The sequence below is a fragment of the Saccharopolyspora antibiotica genome, from assembly GCF_047200635.1.
Taxonomy (GTDB): domain Bacteria; phylum Actinomycetota; class Actinomycetes; order Mycobacteriales; family Pseudonocardiaceae; genus Saccharopolyspora_C.
This window is the reverse complement of sequence record NZ_JBJZOI010000022.1, coordinates 1-25,834: the sequence shown is the minus strand read 5'-3', so window position 1 is coordinate 25,834 and position 25,834 is coordinate 1. Positions and strand designations below refer to the sequence as shown.

Below are 25,834 nucleotides of genomic sequence, written 5' to 3'. Positions count from 1 at the left end.
CGTTCGCCTACCCGGCGAGGATGCGCCGGATGGCGCGGCGGGCGCGGTCGGCGGCGGCCCGGTCGCGGTGCAGCTGGAGGTCCTGGTTCAGCGCCAGGCCGACGGCGATGATCTCGAAGACCGCCTGTTCGGCGTCGAAGTCCGCCGGGAGCTCGCCCGCCGCCACGGCGGTGCGCAGCTCCTCGCCGAGCCGTCCCCGCCACCGCGTCCAGCGCTCGGCGACCGCGTCGCGCACCAGGCCGGGGCGGCCGTCGAACTCGCTGGAGGCGGCGGTCAGCAGGCAGCCGCCGGGCAGCTCGATGGTCGACAGGAAGAGCACCGAGTTCTCGCAGAGCGCCCGCGTCCTGGTCAATCCCGGCGGGTGCTGCGCCGTCGAGTCGACGACGCGCCGCCAGAAGTCCTCGAAGGCGTCGTCCAGCGTCGCGGCCTGCAACGACTCCTTGGTGCCGAAGTGCCCGAGCACGCCGGACTTGCTCATCTCCAGCTCGCTCGCCAGGCGGCCGATGGTGACCCCTTCGAGCCCTTCCTCGGACGCGATCTCCGTGGCGCGGCCGATGATCTTCATCCGGGTGGCGCGGGCTTCCGCTGCGGATCGGCGTGGCGACATGCCTCCCAGCTTAGCGTCCACTCGTTCGCTATTGACTTGGCGAACGACCGGACGCTAAATTTCGCCGCACTCATCGGCGAACTGAGAGGAAGCGCGATGCACATCCGGCGTCTGGCCTGGGCGGGCCTGGAGATCGAAGCTGCGGGAACGACCCTGGTGGTGGACCTGGTCCGGTACCCGACTGAGCTGTTCGGGTTGCGGAACCCGGAGGCGGAACTGCCCCTCCCCGCCGCGGGCTCCGTCGACGCGGCGCTGGTCACGCACCTGCACGCCGATCACACCGGCGTGCCCGCTCTCGTGCGGGCACTGCGGCCGGGGGCACCGGTGTTCCGGCCCGCGCCCTTCGCGGACGCGCTCACCGAGCAGGTCGAGCGGGACCTGAGCGCGAGCGGCCTGGTCACCGAGGTGATGGCCGAGTGGGATCGGCGCGAGGTCGGCCCGTTCCGGATCACCGCGGTACCGGCTGTCGACGGTTTGGGCTCCCCGCAGGTGAGCTGGGTCGTGGAGGCGGGCGGCAGGCGGGTCCTGCACGGCGGCGACACCCTGTTCCACGGCGCGTGGTGGTCCATCGCGCAGCGCTGCGGGCCCTTCGACGCGGTGTTCCTGCCGATCAACGGTCCGGTGGTCGACGCGCCCGCGCTGCAGCCACCGAGCCCGTTCCCCGCGGCGCTGACCCCGCGGCAGGCGGCGGTGGCGGCGCGCATCCTCGGCGCGAGCGCGGCGGTGCCGATCCACCACGACGACGAGCACCTGATCAAACCCGCCGGCTACGTCGAGGCCGATGGGCCGATCGCCGAATTCCGCCGCCACGCGGGAGAGCTCGCGCACGTCCTCGACGTCGGCGAACACCTCGACCTCGCCCCGGACCTCGCCGCGTGAGCGGACCGTCGGTCTAGTCCGGTTGGTCGAACGGTCCGTTGACCCGGTTCAGTTCTCGGGTGAGCGGACCGTCGGTCCAGTCCGGTTGGTCGAACGGTCCGTTGACCCGGTTCAGTTCTCGGGTGAGCGGACCGTCGGTCTAGTCCGGTTGGTCGAACGGTCCGTTGACCCGGTTCAGTTCTCGGGTGAGCGGACCTTCGGTCCAGTCCGGTCGGTCGAGCGGTCCGTCGTCCCGAAGCCGGGGAGGGGTGAGCGGACCGTCCGTCCCAGCGGGTTGGTCGAACGGTCCGTTGACCCGGTTCGACCCCCGGGTGAGCGGACCGTTCGGCCGGAGCGGTTGGGCGGACGGGCCGTTCACCCCGCGCCCGTCGGGCGTGCGCGGGGCGAGGTGCCGCGGCTGGTCCGGCCTGCGTCAGATCTGGGCGAAGCCCCCGTCGACGGCGAGCTCGGAGCCGTTGACGTAGCTGGACGCGTCCGAGGCGAGGAAGACGGCCGCCGCGGCGATCTCCTCGGGCTCGGCCAGCCGACCGAGCGGAATCGAGGCGCCGGCGACGTCGAGCTCCTCGGCGGGCACCAGGTCGATCAGGCCCTGCGTGCGGGTGCTGCCGGGCGAGAGCGCGTTGATCCGGTACTGGCGCGCCCCGGATTCGTGGGAGAAGCCGCGAACCAGGTTGCGGATCGCTGCCTTGGTCGCCCCGTAGGCCGGCAGGTACGGCTGGGGCCGGGAGCCCGCCGTCGATCCGGTGAGGATGATCGAGGCCCCGGGGTTGAGCAGCGGCAGCGCCTTCTGCACGGTGAACAGCGCGCCCTTGACGTTGGTGGTGAACATGGCGTCGAACTGCTCTTCGGTGATCTCGCCCAGCGGGGCCGCGATGCCGATCCCGGCGTTGGCCACCACGACGTCGATCCGGCCCGCCCGCTCGGCGACCGTCGCGTAGAGCGCGTCGATGTCGTCGAGCCGGCCCACGTCGCAGCGGACCCCGGTCACCTCGGGGCCGAGTTCGGCCTCGGCCGCGTCGAGCCGGTCCTGGCGGCGTCCGGTGACGAACACTCGCGCGCCCTCGTCCCGGTAGGCCCGCGCGATCGCCAGCCCGATGCCCGCGTTCCCCCCGGTCACGACCGCGACCTTGCCCTCCAGCGCCTTCATGCGCACTCCCGCCTCAGATTGTGGACTGGCTGGTCCATAAAAGCCCATATGGACCGTTCGGTCAACAACTCGCGGGCATCGTGCCGCACGTCACCGTCGCGGGGAGGAGGCTCAGGGCGCGGATAGCAGGGCGTCGACCAAGGCCTCGGCCGTGGTCGCCAGGGTCTCCGGGTCCTGGCCGATCCGGCCGAGCACGATCAGCCCGAGCTGCCCGGCCAGCACCGCGCGGGCGACGACCTCCGGGTCGCGGTCCGGAGCCACGTCGCCCTCGCGCTGGGCGCGGCGCACCGCGTCGGTGAGCACGGCGGTGGTCGCGGCATAGCTGCGCCGCGCTTCCGCCGCGACCTCGGCGGCGTTCGCCGACAGCTCCATCGCGGTGTTGGCGAGCAGACAACCTCGGCGGGCCTGCTCGCCGCTGGGGTCGCGCGCAACGCCGGTCGCGAAGCGGCGGATCACGTCGACGCCGCGGTCGGCGTGCTCCAGCCAGGTGCGCAGCATCCGGTCGTTGGCCTCGTCGTACTCGCGCAGCACGCGCAGGAACAGGCGCTGCTTGTCCCCGAAAGCGCCGTACAGGCTGCCCTTGCCGAGGCCGCTGGCGGCCAGGAGGTCTTCGAGCGACGTGCCCGCGTACCCGTTGTCCCAGAACGCCGACTGCACGGCGGACAGCACGCGATCCTCATCGAATTGGCGTGGACGCGGCATGAGCCCGAGATTACCGATTGTGGACCGACTGGTCCATGCCGGAGCGCGGCGAGCGGCCCGTCCGACACGATGGTCGAACGGGCCGTCGGCTCCGGTCCGGGCCCCTCGGACGGGTGGAGTCGGCGCACGCCTCCTCGGACCGGCCCGTCGCGACCTGCCGGCCAGGTCGGGCGGGTGGCCTCGCGCTCGGCGGCTGGTCCTCAGGTGCGTGGCGGCAAGCGGTGCAGCTCCACGTCCCCGAGCGTCCCGCCGCTGATCTCCGCCGTCTGGTAGGTGCAGCGGGGCTGGCGGCGGCGGTCGGTGGGGGAGCCGGGGTTCAGCAGGCGCAAGCCCGCGGGGGTGACCGAGTCCCACGGGATGTGGCTGTGGCCGAACACGAGCACGTCGGTGTCGGGGAAGTCCCGGTCGCAGCGGCGTTCCCGGCCCTGGGCGGACCCGGTCTCGTGGACCATCGCGAAGCGCAGGCCGTCGAGCTCGACCCGCGCCACCTCCGGCAACCGCCGCCGCAGCTGCTCGCCGTCGTTGTTGCCGAAGACGCCGACGAGCCGCGCGCTGCGGGATTCCAGCTCGTCCAGCAGCGGCGGCTCCACCCAGTCCCCGGCGTGGAAGACGACGTCGGCGCGCTCGACCTCCCGCCACACCTGCTCGGGCAGCGCCTTCGCGCGCTTGGGCAGGTGCGTGTCGGCGATCAGCAGCAGGCGCACGCTCACTCCGGGTGCAGCTCCAGGCCCAGCAGGGCGTTCTCGATGAGTTCCGGCATCGCCGGGTGGATCCAGTACTGGCCGCGAGCCATGGTCCGCGCGTCCAGCCCGAACTGCATGGCCTGGATCAGCGGTTGCAGCAGCGTGGGGGCCTGCGGGCCGATCAGGTGCGCGCCGAGCAGCGCGCCGTCCGACGGGTCCGCCAGCAGCTTCAGGAAACCGGTGGTGTCCTCCATCGCCCAGCCGTAAGCGATGTCGCCGTAATCCTGGACCTTCACGACGTACTCGATCCCGCGCTCGCGGGCCTCCTGCTCGGTGAGGCCGACCGCCGCGATCTGCGGCGAGGAGAACACCGCGTGCGGGACGTAGGTGTGGTCGGAGTCGATCAGCTCGTCGGGGTGCAGCAGGTTGTGCCGCACGACGCGCATCTCGTGGTTGGCGACGTGCTTGAGCTCGTGGTCGGAGCTGATGTCGCCCAGCGCCCAGACGCCCTCGACGGAGGTCCGCTGCTCGGCGTCGACCCGCACCTTGCCGTCCTCGCGGACCTTCAGGCCGCCGGCGGTCGCGTCGATGAGGTCGGAGTTCGGCCGCCGCCCGATGGCCACGAGCAGCTGCTCGGCCTCCACGGACTCCGGGCCGTCCGGCCCCTCCAGGTGCAGCCGCACCACGTCGCCGTCGCGCTCCACCGAGGTCTGCCTGCGGTTCAGCCGCACGTCCCAACGGGCCTGGGCGAGCTCGGTGAACCGCCGCGAGACGTCCTCGTCCTCGTAGCGCAGCAGGGCTTCGGAGCGCGCGATCAGCGTGACCTCGACGCCCAGCGCGGAGAACACGTGCGCGAACTCGGCGGCGATGAAGCCGCTGCCGAGGATGACCAGGCGGCGGGGCAGCTCGTCGAGCCGCATCACGCTGTCGCTGGTGTGGAAGCCGACGTCCTCGATGCCGGGCAGGTCCGGCACCACCGGGCGCCCGCCCGCGGCCACCACGAACCGGTCCGCGGTGAGCGTTTCCGCGCCGTCGGCGGTGGCGACGGTCAGCTCCTTGACGCCGGTGAAGCGGGCTTCGCCCTCGAACAGGCGCACGTTCGGGCTGCCCTCGGCCCGGTAGCGGCGACCGCCGTCGGAGATCGAGTCGATGCGACCGAAGATCCGGTCCCGGATCTCGCGCCAGCGCACGTCGCGCAGCTCCAGGTCCACGCCCAGCTTGGCGCCGACCCCGGGGCTCGCGGCGGTGTCGGCGGTGTGCACGAACATCTTCGTCGGGATGCAGCCCACGTTCAGGCAGGTGCCGCCGTAGCTGCCGGTGCTGCCGACGCCCTTCTCCACGATGGCGACGTTCCAGTCGGCGAACCGCTCGTCGAGGATCGAATTTCCGGAACCGCTGCCGATGATGACCAGGTCGAAGTGGGGCATGTCCATCCTGTGCTCGTGGGTGCGGGCGTCTTGGCGTACAACCGCGGCGGCGGCCCGCGGATTCCCGGCCGCGCCGCGGTGGGCCCGCCGAGCTCGTCCGCTACCGCGCAGGTTTACCCCGGATTCACCCCTCTGGTCGGTGGTCCGGGAACGACCAAGATCACTAACTTGGGGTTCGCGTCGTCGTGCGCGATGCCGGAACGGGTGCGGTCGCACGACGACACGGGGAGGCACGGGCAGGGATGGCCTCCAGGGGGGTGGCCATCCCTGCTTGCCCGGGCCCGCCGGAGCACCCGCGGCCGCGTTCGGCCGCGGGACTCCCCGGTTCGCTCAGCCCGCCAGGCCCCGCTCGATCGCCTCGATGATCCGGGGCCGCAGCTGCGGCGCGCTGATGATCTCGTCCACCGAACCGACCTCGACCGCGCGCTGGATGCTGTGCACCCGGTCGAACTCGGAGGCCACCTCGCCCAGCTTCTCCGCCCGCACCGAGGACTGCACCTCGGCCAGCTGCGCGTGCAGCGCGGCCCGCTCGGTGGCCGGTGCCTCGCCCGCGCGGGCCTGCAGCTCGGTGACCCTCGGGTCGTTCGCGGTCCGCTTGCTCACCTCGGCGGAGAACACCACGGCCGCCGCCGGGGCACCGCCGAGCACCGAGGCGAACGAGCCCTCCAGCGCCAGCACCGTCATGTTCGGGTTCAGGGCCTTGGAGAACACCACGAACGCGCCGCCGTGGTAGCGCGAGATCACGCAGAACACGATCGGGCCCTCGAAGTTCACGATCGCCCGGCCGATCTCCGCGCCGTACTCCAGCTGGAGCTTGCGCATCGACTCCGGTGAGCCGTCGAAGCCCGACAGGTTCGCCAGCACCACCAGCGGCCGGTTCCCCGACGCCGCGTTGATCGCCCGCGCCGCCTTCTTCGACGACCGGGGGAACAGCGTGCCCGCGGTGTAGGCGTCCGGACCGTCGGTGGGGGGGAAACCGCGCCGCTGCACCGAGCGGGACTCGATGCCCAGCAGGCACACCGGGTGCCCGCCCAGGTGGACGTCCTGCACGGCCGCGGTGTCCGCGTCCGCCATGCCCGCCCAGCGCTCCAGCACCGCGTGGTCCTGGTCGGACAGCGCGCGCATCACCGTGCGGATGTCGAAGGGCTTCTTGCGGTCCGGGTTGTGCTCGGCCGAGAAGATCTCGCCGACCGTGCGGAAGTCCCCGCCGAACTCGTGCGGGTAGGAGGAGACGTCCCGGTCCGACGGGTCGGTGGTGGCGGCCGCGCGCGGCGCGGACTCGCCCGGAACCACGTAGGTGTGGTCGTAGTGCGCCATCAGCACGTCGCGCGCGGCGGGCAGGTTCGGCGCCCAGTACTGCGCCTGGCCGTTCGGGCCCATCACGCGGTCGTAGCCGCCGATGCCGAAGTTGTCCTCCGCCGACACGCCGCCGGAGAAGTCCAGCGACTGCTTGCCGGTGAGCACCATCGCCGAATCCGGCGTCATCACCAGGATTCCCTTGGTGTGCATGAGCATCGTGGCCTCGGCGTTCCAGTACGGCTGAGCGCCGACGGTGATCCCGGCGACCACGATGTTGATCTCACCGCCGCGCTGGGTGAACTCCACGATCCGCTTCAGCGCGGCCGCCACCCAGTCCATGTTCTCGGTGCCCGAGGACATCGAGATCCGCGCGCCCGCCGAGAGCGCGAACCACTCCAGCGGCAGCTCCAGCCGCTCGGCCAGGTCCAGCGCGGCGATCACCCGCGCGCACTCCGGCTCCGAGAGCGCGCCCAGCGCCTTCGTCGGGTCGCCGAGCAGCACCACGCGCCGCACGCCCTCCGGGTGCCGCTCGGTGGGCGTGGAGATCACGCCCGCCACGAGCGCCGCCGAGTTCTGCCCGCGCGGGCGGTCCACCGGAACCAGCGCGCCGCGCTCGTCGAGGTCGTGCTCGACGAACCCGCCCCGGTCCCCGGCCAGCATCCCGGTCAGCTCGTACGGGTAGGCGTTGCCGCGCCGCGCCGCGCGCAGCACCTTCTGCCGGTAGTCGTCCAGCGGCAGCAGCGGCTCCGTCGAGGGCTCCTCCACGTGCAGCTGGGCGTCGTCCCCGCTCAGCGCGATCCGCACCGCCATGTCGGTGAGCTCCCCGTCCGCGCCGCGCTGGCGGGCCAGGAAGGTGACCTCCTCCACGCCGGAACCGGCCGTGGTGGGCAGGATCCGCTGGGTGAGCGTGTTGAGCTCCTCGGTGGTCAGCTCGGTCGGCGGCCACACGTACATCAGGATCCGGTTGGTGTCGAAGCGCTTCTTCGCCGGGCGCTGCGCCTGCACGGTGCGGATCGCGTCCAGGCAGCCCGCGAGGGTGTCCTCGACGGCGGGCAGCGCGACGAGCCTGCCCTCGGCGTCGCGCAGCGGCGTCAGGTCCCGGATCTGGGCCATCGCGACCAGCCGCTCGTCCGCCGGGTTCTCCCTGGCCACGCAGGTGAACAGGTAGACCTCCTCGTCGGCGGAGGGGACCCGGGTGAGGTCGAACTCGCGCAGCCGCTCCAGCTGCATCCGCTGCGCGATCAGCGGGTGCAGCCCCCGGATCAGCCGGTCCTCGGCGAACCCGCCGTCCGCGGTGCGGCGGAACGTGCAGTGGTGGTGCATCACCGCGCCCCGGGTGCCCGCGACGGTGGTGGTGATCCGGCCAACGGCGGCGGGCAGTTCCTGCGCCGCCAGCTCCTCGCCCAGGCGGGCGGCCATCGCGTCCGCGTCCGGCTGGCCCTCCCAGGTGACGTAGAGGTCGGCGACCGCGCCGGTTCCCTCGGGCACGTCGGCGGCCAGCTCGCCGACCGCGCGCACCGCGGCGGGCAGCTCGGCGAAGTCGACGGCGGTGGTCACCAGCCGGGTCGCGCCCTCCGGCGCGGAGTGCTCGGCGGTGACGAACCGGCATCCGGCCGCGTCCCGCGCGGTGACCTCGCGCAGCGAGCGGTTTCCGTAGTACCGCCGGGTCAGCACCTCCAGCAGCGGGGCGTGGTCGTAGCCGCCGCGCACCACGCGCTGCCCGAGCAGCCGCACCAGCGGTTCCGCGCTGGCGACCATCGCGGCGACGCGCTCCGCGCGGTCCGGGGAGTCCGGGTGCTCGTCGAGGTGGCGCAGGTGGGCGCGCACGCCCGCGTAGACCTCGGCGCGCGCCCTGCGCAGCAGCGGCTGGGCGAACCAGCGGAACACCACGCCCCTGGCCAGGTCGGAGACCGCCGGGAAGCGCACCTGGGTGGCCTTGACGACGTGCTCCAGGGTGAGCCCGGCGTGCTCGTGCAGGTCCTTGCCGGGCGGCGCCTCCACGGCCCACTGCCGCAGCAGCGCGGTGACGATGGCGACGTCCGAGGACGCCCGCTGCTGGGCCAGGAAGATCCGGAATACCGCGGACTCCAGCTCCGGCGAGCGCTCCAGGTCGGTCACGCCGTAGTGCGCCAGGACGCGGCGCAGCCTGGTCTCGAACTCGGAGCTGACCCCGGCCCGCTCCACGTCGAGGCTCTGCAAGTAGCTGTGGAAGAACTCGCGCGGGCTGTGCACCGGGCCGGCCTGCTCGTCGCGGTCCCCGGCGGGCCGGTTGCGGCTGAGCTCGGAGAGGTCGGCGAACACGCCCAGCAGCTCGATCTCGTCCGGCAGCGAGGCCGCCGGGGCGTCCAGCTCGGCGCGGGCGGCGAGGTAGCCGCTGAGCACCCGCTTCTGGTCGTGCGGGTCCACGTCGAAGCCGAGCAGCAGGCTGCGCAGGTCCTGCAGGCCGCGCTCGGCGCGCTTGGCGGGGGAGACGCTGCTGGGCTCCGCGGGCAGCTCGATCTCGGCGGTGTCCCCGGCGTCCTGCTGGTCGCCCTCGTCGTCGTCGGCCAGCGGCTCCAGGCGCATCAGCGGGGCGCCGGTCTCGACCTGGCTGCCGGTGGAGACCGGCAGCTCCCGCACCCGGGCGCGGAACGAGGCGCGCAGCACCGTCTCCATCTTCATGCTCTCCAGCACGAGGATGGGCGCCCCCGACTCGACCTCGTCGCCGACGGCCAGCGGAGTGGCCACCACCAGCGCCGGGGCCGGGGCCCGGACCACGCCGCCCTCGTCGCGGGTGACGCGGTGGGTGACCCCGTCGACCTCGACCAGGTGGATCGGGCCGTGCGTGCCGCTGACCAGGCGGAACCGGTGTCCGTTGACGGTGATCTGGCCGCTGTGCGCGTCGAAGCGGTCGATCTCGACGTCGGCCGGGTGGACCTCGCCGCCGCCGGAGATGCCGACCCGGAACCGCGAGCGGCCGACCCGGGCGACGCCGACCCGGTAGCCGACGCCGCGCAGCTTGAGGTCCAGCGGGCGCCCGCTCTCGTGCTGGACCTGCGGGCGGCCGCCGAAAGCGGTGGACAGCAGCCGCTGCCGGGTCGCGGTCTCCTCGTCCTGGTAAGCCTCGATGGCGGCCGCGGCCAGCGCGATCGCCGAGTGTCGGTGGGTGACCAGGCGGCCCTCGGCCCGGACCCGGTCGATCCAGCCGGTGTCCGCGCTGCCGTCGATCACCTCAGGCTGGTCCAGCAGCTCCAGCACGAAGCTCTTGTTCGTCGCGCCGCCCTCGATGATCACCGTGGTCTCGGCCATCGCGCGGCGCAGCCGGGCCAGCGCTTCGTCCCGGTCCCGGCCGAAGGCGATGATCTTCGCGATCATCGAGTCGAAGTCCGCCGGGATCGTGTCGCCCTCCGAGACGCCGGTGTCGACGCGGACCCCCGGCCCGGCGGGCAGCGCGAGCCGCGCGATGCGGCCGGGCGCCGGGGCGAAGTCGCGGTCCGGGTCCTCGGCGTTGAGCCGCGCCTCGACGGCGTGCCCGCTCTCCACCGCGCGCAGCCCGTCGAGCGTGCCACCGGCTGCCACGTGCAGCTGCAGCTTGACCAGGTCGGTCTCGGTGGTGATCTCGGTGATCGGGTGCTCGACCTGCAGGCGGGTGTTGACCTCCAGGAAGGCGAACAGCTCCTCGCCCGGGTGGTAGAGGAACTCGACGGTGCCCGCGCCCCGGTAGTCCACCGCCAGCGCCAGCCGCTCGGCGGAGGCCTTCAGCTCAGCGGCCTGCTCCGGCGACAGCACCGGGGAGGAGGACTCCTCGATGATCTTCTGGTTGCGGCGCTGCACCGAGCAGTCGCGCACGCCCAGCGCCAGCGCGGTGCCCTGGCCGTCGGCGATGACCTGCACCTCGACGTGGCGGGCGCCGGTGACCAGGCGCTCCAGGAAGACCACGCCCGAACCGAAGGCGCGCAGCGCCTCCTGGCTGGTGCGCTCGTAGGCGTCGGCGAGCTCCTCGGCCGAGTCGACCCGGCGGATGCCGCGGCCGCCGCCCCCGGCGGTCGCCTTGAGCATCAGCGGGTAGCCGATCCGCTCGCCCGCGGCCAGCGCCTCCTGCTGGCTCGCGACCTCGCCCCGGCTCCACGGGGCCACCGGCACGCCGACCTCCTCGGCCAGCAGCTTCGCGCCGATCTTGTCGCCGAGCTTGCGCATCGCCTCCGCGCTCGGGCCGACGAAGGTCACGCCGGTCCGCTCGCACAGCTCCGCGAAGGCCGGGTCCTCGGCCACGAAGCCCCAGCCGACCCAGGCGGCGTCCGCGCCGGACTCCACCAGCGCGCGCTCCAGCACCGCGTGGTCCAGGTAGGGGCGGGCGGAGGCCGGGCCGAGCGGGTAGGCGATGTCCGCCTCGCGCACGAAGGTCGCGGACCGGTCGGCGTCGGTGTAGAGCGCGACCGTCTCGATCCGCTTCCCGGTTGCCGCGGAGAGATCCCGGACGGCGTGGATGAGCCGCATCGCAGCCTCTCCACGATTGACGATGGCGACACGACTGAACACCGGCTGAGCCTCCTGATTGCCACGCACAACAGGCGACGTCCGGTTCTCGGAGCGTCGCCTGCACCTGTCCTACACCCTGCTCCGTCCGCGCCCGGCGCACCAATGTGCGCAGCGGCGCACGCCGGGCCCGAGGTTTTGTAGGAACCCGCCAAAAAGCTAACCGAGATCGCCGTGGGCGCGAACAACCGGGGCGGGCTACCACACGAACTCGGGTCCGTTCCCGCGAGATGCGCCCGCGCGGGGACCGGGTTCCCGGGGCGGCCCGGCCCCGGTGGCGCGGGATTCCCCGCGCGGTTCGCACCGCGTTCGTCGGCCACCACCCGCCCGGCATCGCCCGAACCCGCCGCTCGGGCCGCGAGGGTGCCGCCCCGGCGCGCGCCTCCGCCCGGCGGCACGGTTTGATCGGCCGGTGCGAACGGGTGAAGGGTTGGGGAGCGGTCGGTGCCGGGCGTCGGCTCCAGCGCCGGCTGCGCGCTCCCAGCGGTGGCGCGGTCCGGCCGGCGGGGGAGCCGGCGCGTGATCCGCGTGCTCGTCGTCGACGACCAGGAGCTGCTGCGCGCCGCGTTCGCCGCGTTGGTGCGCCACACCCCGGGCATCGAGGTGGCCGGGGAGGCCGCGAACGGCCGGGAGGCCGTCGAGGTGGCCGCCGAGCTGCGGCCCGACGTGGTGCTGATGGACCTGCGGCTGCCCGGCCTCGACGGGGTGCGGGTCATCGAGCTGATCCGCTCCGGGGATCCGCCGCGTCCCGGAGTCCTGGTGCTCACCACGTGCGACCTGGACGACCACGTGCGCTCGGCGCTGCGGGCCGGGGCCTCCGGCTTCCTGCTCAAGGACAGCCCGCCGGAGACGCTGCTGGCCGGGGTCCGCGCGGTCGCCGAGGGCGGGATGCTGTTCGGGCCCACCATCACGCGGCGGCTGGTGGAGACCTACGTGCGGGTGCCGCCCGCGCGCTCCGGCGCCCCCGCTCCGCTGGCCGCGCTGACCCGGCGGGAGCTGGCCGTGCTGCGGCTCATCGCCACCGGCGCCACCAACGCGGAGATCGCCGACCGGCTCGTGGTCAGCGAGGGCACGGTGAAGACCCACCTGAACCGCGCGATGACCAAGCTCGGCGTCTCCAGCCGGGCGCAGGCGGTGGTCGTGGCCTACGAAACGGGCCTCGTCGTCCCCCGGAACTCGGGGTGAGTTCGCGCCGCGATCGGTCCGGCCCCGTCCGGCGGCCTCGCCCCGGGCAGGGCGGGGCCGAGACCGCTCCCGGCCGCGCACGAGCGGTCGGGAGCTCGCGTCAGGCCAGGCCCGCGTCGTGGGTGGCGATGGCGACCTGGGTCCGGTTCGAGGCGCCGAGCTTGCCCATGATTCGTCCTATGTGGACCTTCACGGTGGAGGCGCTCATGTAGAGGTGCGCGGCGATCTCCGCGTTGCTCAGGCCCTGCGCCACCGCGATCGCCACCTCCCGTTCGCGGGCGGTGAGCTGCTCCAGCTTCCGGCGCGCGTCGGAGTTCTCCTTGCCCGCCGCGAAGGCGCCGAGCAGCCGCTTGGTGATCCGCGGCGAGAGCATCGCCTCCCCGGAGGCCACCGTGTGCACCGCGGCCGCCAGTTCCCGGGGCGGGGTGTCCTTGAGCAGGAATCCCGACGCGCCCGCCTGCAGCGCGGCGTGCACGTACTCGTCCACGTCGAAGGTCGTCAGCACCAGCACCGCGGGCGGGTCCGGCAGCGCCGCGACCCGCTTGGTCACCTCCAGGCCGTCCACCCGGGGCATCTGGATGTCCGTGATCACCACGTTCGGCTGGTGCTTGGCGATCAGGTCGACGATCGTGGAACCGTCGGCGGCCTCGGCGGCCACCTCGATGCCCGGATCGGATTCGAGGATCAGGCGGATGCCACCGCGCACCAGCTCCTCGTCCTCCAGCAGGACCACCCTGACGCCCACGTGACTCCCCGTGCCCGACGACGTTGCCGCCCCACGGTATCCAGCGCGGTCCCGGCAGCGGCACCCGGCTCGTCCGCGACGAGCCGTCCGAGGTGATCGGCCCGCGCGCCCGCGCCGGTCAGGCGGTGGCCGGTTCCAGGGCGGGGAAGGCCGCGCGGACGCGGTAGCCGCCGCCCTCGGTGCGGCCGACCTGCAGGGTGCCGCCCGCGAGGGTGACCCGCTCCCGCATCCCGATCAGCCCGTACCCCGAGCCCTCGACCACGGTGGCCCCGCCGCCGCGCCCGTTGACGACCTCCACCACGAGGCAGTCCTCCTCGGCCGCGACCCGGGTGCGGACCGGGGAACCGGGAGCGTGCTTGCCCGCGTTGGTCAGGGCTTCCTGCACCACCCGGTAGGCCGCGCGGCCGACCGCGGACGTGGTCTCCGGCATCTCCCCGGGCAGCTCCAGCGCGATGTCCGCGCCCGCGGCCACCGAGTCGGCCACCAGCTCCTGGACCCCGTCCAGGGTCGGCGCGGCGTGATCGCCGCCCGGGTGCTCGGCGTCGTCGCGCAGCGCGCGCAGCATCTCCCGCAGCTCGCTCAGCGCCGCTGAGCTCGACACCCGGATGACCTCGGCGACCTCCTCGGTCCGCTGGTCCTTGGCGGTCATCGTCAGCGCCCCCGCCTGCAGCGAGATCACGCTGACCCGGTGGGCCACCACGTCGTGCATCTCGCGGGCGATGCGCCGCCGCTCGGCGGTGACGGCCCGCTCGGCGAGCAGGTCGCGCTCCCGCTCGGCCTGCACCGCCCGCTCGCGGAGGCTGCGCAGCAGGTCCTGGCGCCCGTACAGCCACAGGCCCAGCAGCGTCGGCATCCCGACCATCGCGACGATGCCGAACGTCAGGCCCAGGAAGACCGTCATCAGCCCGTCTTCCCACAGCCTGCCGGTCTCGGGCAGCAGCAGCCGCACCACCAGCGCCGCTCCGATCACCGCGACGGAGCCCCAGGTCGAGGCGCTCGGCCCGCGCCTGCTGGCCATCGTGTAGGCCGCCACCACGACAGCCGTACCCGCGCCGTCCGTTCCCCCGAGCGGTGACATCGCGGCGGCGACGATCACCGCGGCCCACGGGAACCGCCTGCGCAGCAGCAGCGCGCAGAAGAGCACGATGTTGCCCGGGATCAGCACCCACTGCTGCCAGGGCGCCGGATCGTCCGGCATGGCCACGGCGAAGAACGCGATCAACAGGTCCAGCAGCAGGGAGCGGAACTTCCCGTCCCACCACGCCAGCCTGGTCTCCCACTTGCTTCCCTCTCGCACCCGGTCACGGTAAGCGGCGGCCCACTGCATCACGCGCCCCACCTGCCGAACGCGGCGCTCCCGCTCGTGGCGATTTCCCCGGCGGCGCCCGCCCGCTCTTGCGCAGTGATCATGTCCTGCTCCTCTCCGGGGACCAGCGTCCTGCGCGAGGGCCGCGCGCGGCGTCCCGCTTCGGGACAGCCGGGCGTACGACTTTCCGCCAAGTCGATCCGGACCGCTCAGCCGACGTGCGCGGACCCCGGCCCGGGGCACGATCGTTCTCGTCGCTGGCAACGGCCACCGGCACCGAGGACCCCGGCTTCTGCGCCGGGAACACGAACAGGAGGCACTCCCATGCCGGAGATCCAGCTCACCGCGCTCGCCCAGGCCGCCGACACCACGCCCCACGCGTTCTTGACCGTGCTGGCGATCGCCGTCCCCGTGCTCATCGGGCTCGGCCTGCTCGCGCTGTTCATCGGCGCGCTGGTCAGCATCTTCCGCTCCGAGGCCGACAGCACCGGCAAGGCCGTCTGGACGCTGATCGTGCTGTTCGCGCCGGTGCTCGGCTGCGTGCTCTGGTTCCTGCTCGGCCGCTCCAGCACGCGGGGCCCCGCCCCCGCCGAACAGCCGGTCACGACCGCCTGACCGCCCCGTGCACCCGTCCTGCGCAGGGGTCCGGTGGCGAGCTCCCGGCGTCCCTCCCCGGGGCGCGGGAGCTCCCCGCACGGCGCCCTCGCGCCGACCCCGGCGCGAACCGAGGCCGGTCCGCGCCGCTCACCGGCTCCGCCGCGAGCACCTGGAGGGCGCCGCGGTGGACGCGGTTCCGCGAGCGGTCATCGGACCGCTTCGGCGGTGGCGCGGGCGTCGACCAGGTCGGTGCCCGCGAGCACGCCGGTGAGCCCCCGGTGGTGGCGGCTGCGCGGCACCACCAGCGCGTGCGCCGCGCACCAGGCGAGCGCGAACGCGGTCCCCGCGACCGGGAACAGCGCGTTGATCAACCCTTCGGCCAGCGCGAGCCCGCCCAGCCCCGCCAGCCAGCGCCGCAGCACCGCGCGGATCCGGGGCCGACTCCCGTCATCCACGACGCGCAGCAGCACCGCCCGCTGTCCCAGCGAGCTGCCCCGCCCGGCGGCGGTGGCGAGCAGCAGCACGGCGGCCGGGACGAACCACAGCGCCGCCGACTCCAGCCACAGCCGCGCCACCGGAGCGAGGTCCACCCCGCCGAGGCGCAGCAGCAGATCGGCGGCGCGGGCCAGCGCCACGCCCAGCCACCACAGCAGCAGCACGTCGCACACCATGCCGAGAAGCCTGCGGTAGGGACCGACCGGGCGGGGCGAGCCCGCCTCGGCGCGGTCGAGCTGACCGGGGATCCGCCGCAGCACCGGCGCCAGCAGCGCACCGAGCAGCGCCCCCGAGGTGTTCGCGATCAGGTCGTCGACGTCGAACAGCCGGTACGGGCACGGGTACAGGAACCAGATCCCGGTGATCTGGGTGAGCTCCACCGCCAGCGAGGTCATGAACCCGGCGAGCACCGCGCCACCGATCCCCTCGCGCAGCAGGTGCCGCACGAACATGCCCAGCGGCACGAAGAGCAGCACGTTGAAGCCGAACTGCTGCACCGAGGAGTCGGTGAGCAGCCCGGTCAGCTCCGACCAGCTGCCGGGGCGCCGGACCTGGTCGAACCCCGCGAACGGCCGCCACTGCGGGCGCAGGTCGCCGAAGACCTCGCAGAACCCGGGTCCCACCGGCGGCAGCGGCACCAGCACGTAGGCGACCAGGCCGAGCGCGTAGAGCAGCGCGGCCGCGGCCAGCAGCACCGTGCCGGGCCGCAGCTCACCGCGCCTGCGGTGCTCCCGGGCCACGTAGGGCACGAACACCAGCACCACGAGGGCCACCGCGACCACCGCGGCGGCCACCGCGGGCAGCACCCGGATGTGCACCGGGACCTCCTACCGGGGTCAGTGCGCGTAGGTGGGGCTCAGCACCGCGCGGCCGAGGACGTGGCCGAGCGCCGTGAAGTTGACGACGGTGGGCGTGACCTGGTCGTCCACCCCGAGCTTCGGCACGTCCAGCGCGAGCACCGCGAACATGTAGCGGTGCGGCCGGTCCCCGGGCGGCGGCGCGGCGCCCGCGTAGGCGCGCTCGCCGAGGTCGTTGGGCACCTGGAAGGCGCCCTCGGGAAGCCCGGCGCCGTTGGCGGAGCCGGCGCCGGTGTCCAGCGAGGTGACCTCGGCCGGCACGTCGACGACGGTCCAGTGCCAGAATCCGCCCGGCACCGGTGCGTCCGGGTCGAAGCAGGTGACGACGAAGCTGCGGGTCCCGTCGGGGAAGCCCGACCAGCTCAGCTGCGGGGAGCGGTTCTCGCCGCCCGCGCCCATGCCGCTGTAGACGTGCGCCAGGGACATCGGCTCGTCCGCGCGGACGTCCTCGGACGTGAGCGTGAACGAGGGCACCTCCGGCAGCAGCGAGTACGGGTCCGGGTCGATCGGGCGTTGCAGGCTCATGCGATCTTCCTCTCGCGACGGGCGGCAGGGCCTGGACGATCATCGGTGTCGCCCGGGGGGAGCCTAGTGGGAAGGCTGGGGCCGTCCCGGCCGGGAGGCGCCGCGCACCGACCGCGACCACTGCCGATGCAACCCGTGCAAGTATTCACTTGATCGAGTTATTGTCGCTGTCGGCGGGGATCGAGATCATGGATATCGAGCCATGCCGATCCCGGTGTGGAAGGCTGCGGTCAGGTGAGATCGGCGCAATTCCGCGCGGTACTTTCCTTTGCCGGTTTCGCCGGTGCGCGGTGGCTCCGGAAACCGCGTGATCGCCCACTGCGAGAATCGGTCCGCCGGATTCCGGACGTCCGGAAAAGCGGCCCGGTCCGATGGTGTACACATGTTCACTGATCCGCGCGGCCCGGTCTTCGGCCACGCCGGATTTCGCCAGATCCGAGCCAGGGATGTCGATGCTGGGGGAAAGCGCAGTCATGCCGGGAAATCGCCACACGTCAGTCCGGTCCCGTCAGGTGGCGGCAGAACTCCGCCGCCACCGGGAGCGCGCCGGGCTCAGCTGCACCGCCGCCGGAGCGCGGCTCGGCGTGTCCGGGAGCAAGATCAGCCGCATCGAGACCGGCGCCAGCGGAGTGCAGCTCGCGGACGTCACCGCCCTGCTGCGGCTCTACGAGGTGGGTGAACGGGAGCGGGCGCACCTGGTGGAGCTGGCCCGCAACGCGGGTCGCTCCGCGTGGTGGCAGCGCGCGTCCGCCGCGCCCGCCCGGTGGCGCGATTTCCTCGACTACGAGGGCAAAGCCGTCCGGATGCACAGTTTCGAGCCGATGCTGATACCCGGCCTGCTGCAGACGCCGGAATACGCGCGGGCGGTCATCTCGGGTATGGAACCGGGGCGTTCCGAAGAAGAACTCGACGAACTGGTCGCGACCAGGATGGCCCGGCAGATCATTCTGAGCCGATCCCGCGCCCCGCTGTTCCACGCGGTGCTGGAGGAAACGGCGCTGCGCCGCCCGATCGGCTCTCCCGGGGTGATGAAGCGGCAGCTGCTGCACTTGCTGATGATGGTGGAATCCGAGCACGTGTGCCTGCGACTCGTTCCGCGTTCGGTCGGGGCCTATCCCGGACTGCACGGGTCATTTCTGCTTTTGGAATATGACGGGGAGCCGGACGTCGTCTACGTCGAAAACCACCACGCCGCCGCCTTCCTGGATTCCGAGCGCGCCGTGAGCTCCTACCGCGGGATGCTGGGCGACATCCTGCGGCTCGCCCTCACCCCCGATGCCGCGGCCGAGCTCATCCAGCGGATCCTCGGCGAGCTCTGACCGCGTCTGCCCGGCCGCCGCCCGGGCGCGGACGGGAAGTGACCCGTTCGGCCGCTCGGGGCGGGGCGCGGCCGGGTGGCGTCGGCCGGACGCGATCTCCGACCCCCTCGGTGGTTCCCGGGGTCGGGAAGCGCCACGGCCGGCGGGTTGCTCCGGTCCGGTGATCTCCTGCGCCGACCGGGTGACCGCGAACCCGTTTGCGCGAGCGTCGCGGGCGGCCCGGCCGGGCCCGGGTGCTCGCGCGGGCCGCGTCGGCACCAGTTCGCCGCCGTTCCCGATTCGTCCGATGTGGACTGAATGCACTGCTCCCCGCGAGGGATTTTCTCCCGATATATCACCTGATCAGGTAACGCCGATCGGCCGTTGTGGACGATTGCCGCGCCGTGATCGGCTCGCTCCGCGACACTGTCACGAGCCGGAGGCGGGCCGGTCGCCCCGACCGCGCCGCACGGGCTCCGGGGGATGGAGAGCAGCGGGATGACACGCACACAGCGCTTGCGCACCCGGTGGTGGTCGGCGTCCGGGGCACTCGCCGCGGCCGCGCTGGCCTCTGTCGCGATCACGGCTCCGGCGGGCGCGAGCGCCCCGCCGCGATCGGAGTCCGCGGGTCCGGTCGGCGCCAGGATCGTCGGCGGCGAGGCGGCGAGCACCGCCCAGTACCCGTGGGCCGTCTACCTCACCGACTCCGCCGGGAACCAGTTCTGCGGCGGCACGATCGTCGGCGACACCAAGGTCGTCACCGCGGCGCACTGCGTCACGGGCAGTGCTCCTTCGCGGATCACCGTCGTCGCCGGCCGGGACGACAAGACCACCGAGGAGGGGACCGAGGCGGCGGTCCGCGACGTCTGGGTGCACCCCCGGTTCCAGAGCGCCAGCACCGGCGCGGACGTCGCGGTGCTCACGGTCGACCAGTCGCTGAACCGGCGGACACTGCCGCTGGCCTCCGCGCGGGACGAGGCGCTCTACGAGCCCGGGACGGCGACCACGGTGCTGGGCTGGGGGACCACCGAGGAGGGCGGCTCGCCCTCCCGAACCCTGCGCCAGACGCACCCGCCGATCAGCGGTGACCAGGACTGCTCGCGCGCCTACGGCGGGCAGTACGACCCCGCCGCCATGGTGTGCGCGGGCCTGCCGGAAGGCGGGGAGGACAGCTGCCAGGGGGACTCCGGCGGCCCGCTCGTGGCGAACGGGCGGCTGATCGGGATCGTCTCCTGGGGCAACGGATGCGCCCGGCCGGGGACTCCGGGCGTGTACACCCGCGTCAGCACCTATCACGACGAGGTGCGGGCCCAGCTGGGCTGAGCCGACGCGGGTGGTCGGGGAGCAAGGACCGGGGTCCGCCCCGGTCCTTGCTGTTTCCGCTGTTCCCCCGACCGTCGCCCGCTCCGCCTGGCGATCAGCTGGCGACGAGTCCCGCGGAGATGGTGAGGAATGCCGCCGCGCTGACCACGTCCAGGGAGCGGGCGATGCTGGGGCGGCGCAGCCGGTCGGCGATGCGAGCGGCGGCCAGCACGATGACGAGCTCCCAGATCGCGGCCAGCACCAGGAACACCGCGCCCAGCAGCACCAGCTGCAGCGGGGGAGAGGTCGCCGCACCCACGAACTGCGGCAGGAACGCCAGGCTGAACAGCAGCATCTTCGGGTTCGTGAGGTTGCTCAGCAGGCCCTGCCAGTACGGCCGGCCGGACGTGGTGCCGCGCTCCAGCCCCTCCCCGGTCTCGGCTCGGGTCAGCCACAGGCCGCGCACGATCATGATCGCGAGGTAGCCGAGGTAGGCGGCGCCCGCCCACTTCAGCGCGGCCAGCACTCCCGGGTTGTTCGCGATCAGGGTGCCGAGGCCGCAGATCACCAGCGCCACCTGCAGGACGCTCGCGGTGTGGATCCCGGCGAGCGCGCGCAGTCCCGCGCCGACGCCCCGCCGCAGCGAGGTCCGCAGCAGCAGGAACGCGTCGACCCCGGGGGTCAGCACCACCACCGCGCTGGCGATCAGGAACGCCGGCAGGGTTGTGAGGTCCAGCAGCATGACGGGGTCGCTCCTCGGGTTCGGGTCGCGGCGCGGATCTCGCGCGCGGAGGTGGCCGGTGGGCGGGTGTGCCCACCGGCGGGTGTCACCGGATCGGGGGTGATCCGGGAGCCGCCGCGTCGCGGTCGTCCCGGATCGGAAGGCTGGAATGCGGGAGGAACGGCGATCGGCCGTGCTTATGCTCCGCAGCTTTTCCTGCCTGTAGCCATATTAACGAAAAATTCTTGTGATGCGGTGTGACCTCGCCCTCGTGATCTCGCGGTGATCGGCTCGCTACCGTGTGCCGCCGTACGCAGCAGCGAGCCAGGAGGTCGCCGTGTCCGACCACGCCCGCCCAGCCGTCCGGACGGCCTCCGGAGGCCTCGCGGCGACCGCCGCCCTCGCGCTGCTCGCCGCCCCGGCCCACGCCGGGGAGCGGGTGCTCGGCGGCACCGAGGAGGCGTCCGCGTCCTGGGTGGTGGCGCTGACCGACCGGGACGGCCGCCAGTTCTGCGGCGGCACGCTGGTCACCCCGGTCAAGGTCGTCACCGCCGCGCACTGCGTGGACTCGCGCGCTCCCGCGGGCCTGCGGGTGATCAGCGGGCGGCCGGACCTGCGCGCGAGCACCGGCGCGGTGCGCACCGTGGGCGAGGTCTGGGTGCACCCCGGCTTCCGCGACGTCACCGCGGGCGACGACGTCGCCGTGCTGACGCTCGCCGAGCCCGCACCGGAGCCGACCTTGCCGCTCGCGGGGGCGGAGGAGACCGAGCGCTACCGGCCCGGCGCCCCGGCGCGGGTCTTCGGCTGGGGTCGCACCACCGAGACCGGGCCCTCCTCCGAGGTGTTGCGCTCCGTCGAGGTCGCGATCAGCGACGACGCCGGGTGCCGGGTCGCCTATCCGGAGCACGATCCGGGAACCCGGGTCTGCGCGGGCGTGCCCGACGGGGGCAGGGACGCGTGCGCGGGCGACTCCGGCGGCCCGCTGGTCGCGGACGGGATGCTGATCGGCGTGGTCTCCTACGGCACCGGATGCGGTCGCCCCGGCGTGCCGGGCGTGTACACCCGGGTCTCCTCGGTGGCCGACGCGGTGGCGGCGCGGCTCTGACCGCCCGCCCGCGCGCCCGCCCGCGCGCCGGCCCGGCGGCAGCCGCCCACCCCGGGGAGGGCGCTGGTCGCGTGGAATGTCCGTTTCCCCGGGGTCGTCGGGGCGTGCGCAGCGCTTCCCGCTCGGGCGGCGCCGCGGACCCCTGATCGCGGAGCGTGTCGTGCGCTACTCCCGCCGCAGGTGATGGGGGTTCCGTAGCCGGAATGTGATATCCCGTGGGGGTGACCCTGCAACCGCTCGCCACCGCCGTCCACCGCGCCTACACGGCCGACCTCGACGCCGAGGACCTCTACCGCATGCTCCGCCTGCGCGTGGACGTGTTCGTGGTCGAGCAGAACTGCGCGTACCCGGAGCTCGACGGGCGGGACCTGGAGAACAGCACCCGCCACTTCTGGATCGACTCCGCCGACGGGTACGTGCTCGGCTACCTCCGGTTGCTGGAAGACCCCGATGGCGGCTTCCGCATCGGCCGCGTCGCCACCGCGAAGAGCGCGCGCGGTCTCGGCCTCGGGCGCAAGCTGATGCGCGCGGCGCTGGCGGAGATCCAGCGCGCCCCCGCCGCCCTCTCCGCGCAGAGCCACGCGCAGGACTTCTACCGGAGCTTCGGCTTCGAGCCCGCGGGTGAGGAGTATCTCGAAGACGGCATCCCGCACGTCGACATGCGCCGATGCCCCGCTCCGCGCGGCTGAGCCCGCCGACGCGGTTCCTCGGCCGAGCGTGATCTGCGACGATGCACGCTGGTCCCAGCCTGGGCAGGTCAGGAAGCCGGTGCGAATCCGGCGCGGTCGGCGCCACTGTGACCGGGGAGCGGACCTCCCCCGCGAGCCACCGGGCGCGTCAGCGGACGCTGCTGCCTGGGAAGGCCGGAGTTCCGCGCTGATCCGGGAGCCAGGACACTGCCTCGCCCGGCACAGCCGACATCGGGGCGTCCGAGACCCGAGGAAGGAACCTGGCATGTCTGCTCCCGGGAGCCCGCGCTTCCCGTTCACCGCCGTGGTCGGGCATGACGACCTGCGGCTGGCGCTGCTGCTCAACGCGGTGCACCCGCGCATCGGCGGAGTGCTGGTGCGCGGCGAGAAGGGCACCGCGAAATCGACGGTGGTGCGCGCCCTCGCGTCGCTGCTGCCCGCGCTGGAGGTCGTGCCCGGCTGCCGCTTCGGCTGCGATCCGCACCGGCCCGACCCGAGCTGCCCCGACGGCCCGCACGGGCCCGCCCCGGGCGAGGTCCGGCCCGCCGAGCTGGTGGAGCTGCCGGTCGGCGCGACCGAGGACCGGTTGGTCGGTTCGCTGGATCTGGAGCGCGCGCTGGCCGAGGGGATCAGCGCCTACCAGCCGGGGCTGCTCGCCGCCGCGCACCGCGGCGTGCTCTACGTCGACGAGGTCAACCTGCTGCACGATCACTTGGTGGACCTGCTGCTCGACGCGGCGGCGATGGGTCGCGCGCACGTGGAGCGCGAGGGCGTGTCGGTGACGCACGCCGCCTCCTTCCTGCTGGTGGGCACCATGAATCCGGAGGAGGGCGAGCTGCGGCCGCAGCTGCTCGACCGGTTCGGGCTGACCGTGCACGTCGCGGCGTCTCGGGACGTGGCGACCCGCACCGAGGTGGTGCGCAGGCGGTTGGCCTTCGAGGCCGACCCGGCCGGCTTCGCCGAGCGGTGGGCCGGGCCGGACGCCGAGCTGGCGGACCGGATCGCCGAGGCCCGGTCCAGGGTGGACGCGGTGCGGTTGCCCGATTCCGAGCTGCGGCGCATCTCCGCCCTGTGCGCCTCCTTCGACGTGGACGGGATGCGCGCGGACCTGGTGCTGGCCCGCACCGCCGTCGCGCACGCCGCCTGGCGCGGCGCGGACGAGGTGGCGGAGTCCGATGTGGAGGCCGCGGCCCGGCTGGCGCTGCCGCACCGCCGCCGCCGCGACCCGTTCGACGAGCCCGGGGTGGAGGAGGACCAGTTGCAGCAGGCCCTCCAGGACGCCGCGCAGCACGCGGGCGAGGACTCCGGCGACGGCGATCCGGACGACGACCCGGACGGCCCCGGGGACGGCCCGGGTGGCGGTGGCTCCCCGGACGGCGGTCCGCAGGACGGCCCGGACGGCCCCGGTGGCGGGGAGGCGCCCGCGCCGGACGACGACGCCGGCGGTGCCGGGCAGCAGGACGGGAACGGCCGGGGCGGGGAGCGCGGACCGGCTCCCGCCGACAAGCCCCCGGCCGCGCCCGCTCCGGCGTTCCGGGCCCGGCTGCTGGAGGTCCCCGGCATCGGCGAGGGCGCCCCCGGTAGGCGCTCCCGCGCCCGTTCCCGCAGCGGACAGGCGGTTCGTGCCTCCACAGTGGACGGACATGGCGTGCACCTGCCCGCCACGCTGATCGCCGCCGCCCCGCACCAGCGGGCGCGCGGGCGCGGCGGCCCCGGGCTCGTGCTGCGGCGCGAGGACGTCCGCCGCTCGGTCCGCGAGGGGCGGGAGGGCAACCTGGTGCTGTTCGCCGTGGACGCCTCCGGTTCGATGGCCGCCCGCGAGCGGATGTCGGCGGTGAGCGGTGCCGTGCTCTCGCTGCTGCGGGACGCCTACCAGCGCCGGGACAAGGTCGGCGTGGTCACCTTCCGGGGGGCGGACGCCGAGCTGGCGCTGCCCCCGACCTCCTCGGTGGAGATCGCCGCCACCCGGATGCGCGACCTGCGCACCGGGGGCCGCACCCCGCTGGCCGCGGGCTTGCTCAAGGTCCGGCAGGTCGTCGGCACCGAGCGCACCCGCGACCCCCAGCGGCGTCCGCTGCTGGTCCTGCTCACCGACGGCAAGGCAACTGTTCCCGCCGGGGAGGGCGGTGACGGGCGGAGCCGGGCGCAGCGCGCGGTGCGGGACTCGATGCGGGCGGCGGGACTGCTCGGCGGGCTGGGCGTGGCCTCCGTGGTGGTCGACTGCGAGCAGGGCGTGGTGCGCCTCGGGCTCGCCGCGCAGGTCGCGGCCGCCCTGGGTGGCGCCTGCCTCCGGCTGGATGAGCTGTCCGCGGACGCCGTCGCCGGGGTGGTCCGCGCTGCCCGGGACGTGGGGTCTCGCGCTGCTTGATTCCGATTCGATTACGACACCAGTCGGACGGAGTAGGAATATCCCGGCGAAGTTGGTAAGCTGTGAATCGTCCACCTGACCCCCAGGGGTGGACCACGAAGCACCCTCGCGCTCCCGATGACCCCCAGGTCGGTTGAGCGCGGGGGTGCTTTTTTGTCCTTGTGCGGCCCCGGAGTCCGCTCGCCGCGAGACCCGGCGCGCGGCGCCGGAGATCGTCCGCGCTCGGCGGAGAACGTCTCGAAGGGCAGGGCGCGCGCGGGGGTCCGATCAGCGCCTCCGGCGCCGTCCTCGTTGGCGGAGCGGGAAATCGTCGCCCCGCCCCGAGCGGACGAGCCGGGAAATCGTCGCCCCGGAGCGGATGAGCTCGGATACAGCTCGCCCCGGGCGTCGCCATCCGTGACCTAGGGTCGGGCCATGCCTCAGGGAAAGCCATCCACCGTTCCGGCCGACGGCCTCACCACCCGGCAGCGCCGCAACCGCCCGCTGCTGGTCGTGCACACCGGGGAGATGAAGGGGAAGTCCACCAGCGCCTTCGGCATGGCCCTGCGCGGCTGGAACCAGGGCTGGTCGCTCGGCGTGTTCCAGTTCGTGAAGTCGGCGAAGTGGAAGGTCGGCGAGGAGACCGCGTTCCGCGCCCTCGGCAGGCTGCACGAGGAGACCGGGGAGGGCGGTCCCGTCGAGTGGCACAAGATGGGCGAGGGCTGGTCCTGGGCGCGCAAGCAGGGCAGCGAGGAGGACCACGCCGCCGCCGCGCTGGAGGGCTGGCGGGAGATCGCCCGCCGCCTCGCCGACGAGCGGCACGGGATGTACGTGCTCGACGAGTTCACCTACCCGCTGCACTGGGGCTGGGTCGACGTGGACGAGGTCGTCGCGACCCTGCGCGACCGCCCCGGCCACCAGCACGTCGTGATCACCGGCCGGAACGCGCCGCCGGCGCTGGTGGAGGCCGCCGACCTCGTGCTGGAGACCACCAAGGTCAAGCACCCGATGGACGCCGGCCAGAAGGGCCAGAAGGGCATCGAGTGGTGAGCCCGCGCGTCGTCATCGCCGCCCCCGGCTCGGGGCAGGGCAAGACGACGGTGGCGACCGGGCTGCTCGGCGCGTTGCGCCGTCGCTCGCTGCGGGTGGCGCCGTTCAAGGTCGGACCGGACTACATCGACCCCGGGTACCACCGGATCGCCTCGGGGCTGCCCGGGCGGAACCTGGACCCGGTGCTGGTGGGGGAGGAGCGGATCGCGCCGCTGTTCCGGCACGGCAGCGCCGGTGCCGACCTCGCGGTCGCCGAGGGCGTGATGGGCCTGTTCGACGGCAAGATCGACGGGCCCGGGGGGGGGGGGGGGGGGGAACGGCCCACCCCCCCCCCCCCCCCGCGGCTGCTGTTC

22 protein-coding genes and 1 riboswitch are annotated in these 25,834 nt (G+C 73.7%); of the genes, 10 read left to right on the top strand and 12 right to left on the bottom strand.

Going from position 1 to position 25,834, the window contains the following annotated elements:
- Positions 1–7: 7 nt before the first annotated feature.
- Positions 8–607: a TetR/AcrR family transcriptional regulator gene (locus ACL03H_RS18720; RefSeq protein ID WP_412812564.1), complete on the bottom strand. Its 600-nt coding sequence runs from the start codon at positions 605–607 to the stop codon at positions 8–10.
- Positions 608–703: 96 nt separating this feature from the next.
- Between ACL03H_RS18720 and ACL03H_RS18715 the strand changes: the two genes are divergently transcribed.
- A complete protein-coding gene (locus ACL03H_RS18715) occupies positions 704–1,486 on the top strand; it encodes an MBL fold metallo-hydrolase (protein WP_412812563.1) in 783 nt (260 codons plus the stop codon).
- Positions 1,487–1,898: 412 nt separating this feature from the next.
- On the opposite strand, the gene ACL03H_RS18710 is transcribed toward ACL03H_RS18715, so the two are convergent.
- From ACL03H_RS18710 to ACL03H_RS18690, 5 genes are all read right to left on the bottom strand, one after another.
- The gene (locus ACL03H_RS18710) at positions 1,899–2,633 is read right to left on the bottom strand and encodes an SDR family NAD(P)-dependent oxidoreductase (protein WP_412812562.1); all 735 of its coding nucleotides are present in this window, start codon (positions 2,631–2,633) and stop codon (positions 1,899–1,901) included.
- A 111-nt stretch (positions 2,634–2,744) separates the two neighbouring features.
- Positions 2,745–3,302: a TetR/AcrR family transcriptional regulator gene (locus ACL03H_RS18705; protein WP_412812561.1), complete on the bottom strand. Its 558-nt coding sequence runs from the start codon at positions 3,300–3,302 to the stop codon at positions 2,745–2,747.
- Between the two features lie 233 nt (positions 3,303–3,535).
- Positions 3,536–4,039 (bottom strand): metallophosphoesterase family protein, encoded by a 504-nt coding sequence (locus ACL03H_RS18700; RefSeq protein ID WP_412812560.1) that lies wholly within the window; start codon positions 4,037–4,039, stop codon positions 3,536–3,538.
- A 2-nt stretch (positions 4,040–4,041) separates the two neighbouring features.
- Positions 4,042–5,445 (bottom strand): mycothione reductase, encoded by a 1,404-nt coding sequence (locus tag ACL03H_RS18695; RefSeq protein WP_412812559.1) that lies wholly within the window; start codon positions 5,443–5,445, stop codon positions 4,042–4,044.
- A gap of 330 nt (positions 5,446–5,775) precedes the next feature.
- Positions 5,776–11,262 carry an ATP-binding protein gene (locus tag ACL03H_RS18690; protein WP_412812558.1) on the bottom strand — a complete coding sequence of 1,829 codons (5,487 nt, stop codon included), beginning with the start codon at positions 11,260–11,262 and terminating at the stop codon, positions 5,776–5,778.
- 516 nt (positions 11,263–11,778) lie between these two features.
- Here ACL03H_RS18690 and ACL03H_RS18685 point away from each other — a divergent pair.
- Complete coding sequence (locus ACL03H_RS18685) at positions 11,779–12,444, top strand: response regulator (RefSeq protein ID WP_412812557.1); 666 nt, start codon at positions 11,779–11,781, stop codon at positions 12,442–12,444.
- Between the two features lie 100 nt (positions 12,445–12,544).
- On the opposite strand, the gene ACL03H_RS18680 is transcribed toward ACL03H_RS18685, so the two are convergent.
- Both ACL03H_RS18680 and ACL03H_RS18675 read right to left on the bottom strand, forming a co-directional pair.
- Positions 12,545–13,189: a response regulator gene (locus ACL03H_RS18680; RefSeq protein WP_412812556.1), complete on the bottom strand. Its 645-nt coding sequence runs from the start codon at positions 13,187–13,189 to the stop codon at positions 12,545–12,547.
- A gap of 118 nt (positions 13,190–13,307) precedes the next feature.
- Complete coding sequence (locus ACL03H_RS18675) at positions 13,308–14,486, bottom strand: sensor histidine kinase (RefSeq protein WP_412812555.1); 1,179 nt, start codon at positions 14,484–14,486, stop codon at positions 13,308–13,310.
- 333 nt (positions 14,487–14,819) lie between these two features.
- Here ACL03H_RS18675 and ACL03H_RS18670 point away from each other — a divergent pair, with 333 nt between their 5' ends.
- Positions 14,820–15,110 carry a PLD nuclease N-terminal domain-containing protein gene (locus ACL03H_RS18670; protein WP_412812554.1) on the top strand — a complete coding sequence of 97 codons (291 nt, stop codon included), beginning with the start codon at positions 14,820–14,822 and terminating at the stop codon, positions 15,108–15,110.
- Between the two features lie 188 nt (positions 15,111–15,298).
- Here ACL03H_RS18670 and ACL03H_RS18665 read toward each other — a convergent pair whose 3' ends face one another.
- The 3 genes from ACL03H_RS18665 to ACL03H_RS18655 all read right to left on the bottom strand — a co-directional run bounded on the left by ACL03H_RS18665 (position 15,299) and on the right by ACL03H_RS18655 (position 17,444).
- Positions 15,299–16,405, bottom strand: coding sequence for a VanZ family protein (locus tag ACL03H_RS18665; RefSeq protein ID WP_412812553.1), 1,107 nt, complete (start codon positions 16,403–16,405; stop codon positions 15,299–15,301).
- Positions 16,406–16,423: 18 nt separating this feature from the next.
- Positions 16,424–16,969: a YbhB/YbcL family Raf kinase inhibitor-like protein gene (locus ACL03H_RS18660; RefSeq protein WP_412812552.1), complete on the bottom strand. Its 546-nt coding sequence runs from the start codon at positions 16,967–16,969 to the stop codon at positions 16,424–16,426.
- Between the two features lie 145 nt (positions 16,970–17,114).
- Positions 17,115–17,444, bottom strand: a complete 330-nt coding sequence (locus ACL03H_RS18655; protein WP_412812551.1) for a hypothetical protein — start codon at positions 17,442–17,444, stop codon at positions 17,115–17,117.
- A 37-nt stretch (positions 17,445–17,481) separates the two neighbouring features.
- Here ACL03H_RS18655 and ACL03H_RS18650 point away from each other — a divergent pair, with 37 nt between their 5' ends.
- Positions 17,482–18,288 (top strand): helix-turn-helix domain-containing protein, encoded by an 807-nt coding sequence (locus tag ACL03H_RS18650; protein WP_412812550.1) that lies wholly within the window; start codon positions 17,482–17,484, stop codon positions 18,286–18,288.
- Between the two features lie 477 nt (positions 18,289–18,765).
- A complete protein-coding gene (locus tag ACL03H_RS18645) occupies positions 18,766–19,590 on the top strand; it encodes a S1 family peptidase (protein WP_412812549.1) in 825 nt (274 codons plus the stop codon).
- Positions 19,591–19,684: 94 nt separating this feature from the next.
- On the opposite strand, the gene ACL03H_RS18640 is transcribed toward ACL03H_RS18645, so the two are convergent.
- On the bottom strand, positions 19,685–20,311 hold the full coding sequence (locus ACL03H_RS18640) for a LysE family translocator (protein ID WP_412812548.1): 627 nt from the start codon (positions 20,309–20,311) through the stop codon (positions 19,685–19,687).
- 316 nt (positions 20,312–20,627) lie between these two features.
- Between ACL03H_RS18640 and ACL03H_RS18635 the strand changes: the two genes are divergently transcribed.
- From ACL03H_RS18635 to ACL03H_RS18615, 5 genes are all read left to right on the top strand, one after another.
- On the top strand, positions 20,628–21,395 hold the full coding sequence (locus ACL03H_RS18635; RefSeq protein WP_412812547.1) for a S1 family peptidase: 768 nt from the start codon (positions 20,628–20,630) through the stop codon (positions 21,393–21,395).
- A gap of 221 nt (positions 21,396–21,616) precedes the next feature.
- Complete coding sequence (locus tag ACL03H_RS18630; protein ID WP_412812546.1) at positions 21,617–22,084, top strand: GNAT family N-acetyltransferase; 468 nt, start codon at positions 21,617–21,619, stop codon at positions 22,082–22,084.
- A 69-nt stretch (positions 22,085–22,153) separates the two neighbouring features.
- Positions 22,154–22,294, top strand: a riboswitch (cobalamin riboswitch).
- A gap of 55 nt (positions 22,295–22,349) precedes the next feature.
- Positions 22,350–24,452: a putative cobaltochelatase gene (locus tag ACL03H_RS18625; protein ID WP_412812545.1), complete on the top strand. Its 2,103-nt coding sequence runs from the start codon at positions 22,350–22,352 to the stop codon at positions 24,450–24,452.
- A 414-nt stretch (positions 24,453–24,866) separates the two neighbouring features.
- Positions 24,867–25,481: a cob(I)yrinic acid a,c-diamide adenosyltransferase gene (gene cobO / locus ACL03H_RS18620; RefSeq protein ID WP_412812544.1), complete on the top strand. Its 615-nt coding sequence runs from the start codon at positions 24,867–24,869 to the stop codon at positions 25,479–25,481.
- Positions 25,478–25,834, top strand: a 357-nt coding sequence (locus tag ACL03H_RS18615; protein ID WP_459561778.1) for a nucleotide-binding protein, incomplete at its 3' end; no start/stop codon positions are given. The genes cobO and ACL03H_RS18615, both read left to right, overlap by 4 nt.

Coding starts and splice junctions, on each gene's coding strand:
- ACL03H_RS18720 (WP_412812564.1), bottom strand. CDS start 607: ATGTCGCCACGCCGATCCGCAGCGGAAGCCCGCGCCACCCGGATGAAG.
- ACL03H_RS18715 (WP_412812563.1), top strand. CDS start 704: ATGCACATCCGGCGTCTGGCCTGGGCGGGCCTGGAGATCGAAGCTGCG.
- ACL03H_RS18710 (WP_412812562.1), bottom strand. CDS start 2,633: ATGAAGGCGCTGGAGGGCAAGGTCGCGGTCGTGACCGGGGGGAACGCG.
- ACL03H_RS18695 (WP_412812559.1), bottom strand. CDS start 5,445: ATGCCCCACTTCGACCTGGTCATCATCGGCAGCGGTTCCGGAAATTCG.
- ACL03H_RS18670 (WP_412812554.1), top strand. CDS start 14,820: ATGCCGGAGATCCAGCTCACCGCGCTCGCCCAGGCCGCCGACACCACG.
- ACL03H_RS18660 (WP_412812552.1), bottom strand. CDS start 16,969: ATGAGCCTGCAACGCCCGATCGACCCGGACCCGTACTCGCTGCTGCCG.
- ACL03H_RS18655 (WP_412812551.1), bottom strand. CDS start 17,444: ATGACTGCGCTTTCCCCCAGCATCGACATCCCTGGCTCGGATCTGGCG.
- ACL03H_RS18645 (WP_412812549.1), top strand. CDS start 18,766: ATGACACGCACACAGCGCTTGCGCACCCGGTGGTGGTCGGCGTCCGGG.
- ACL03H_RS18640 (WP_412812548.1), bottom strand. CDS start 20,311: ATGCTGCTGGACCTCACAACCCTGCCGGCGTTCCTGATCGCCAGCGCG.
- ACL03H_RS18625 (WP_412812545.1), top strand. CDS start 22,350: ATGTCTGCTCCCGGGAGCCCGCGCTTCCCGTTCACCGCCGTGGTCGGG.
- cobO (WP_412812544.1), top strand. CDS start 24,867: ATGCCTCAGGGAAAGCCATCCACCGTTCCGGCCGACGGCCTCACCACC.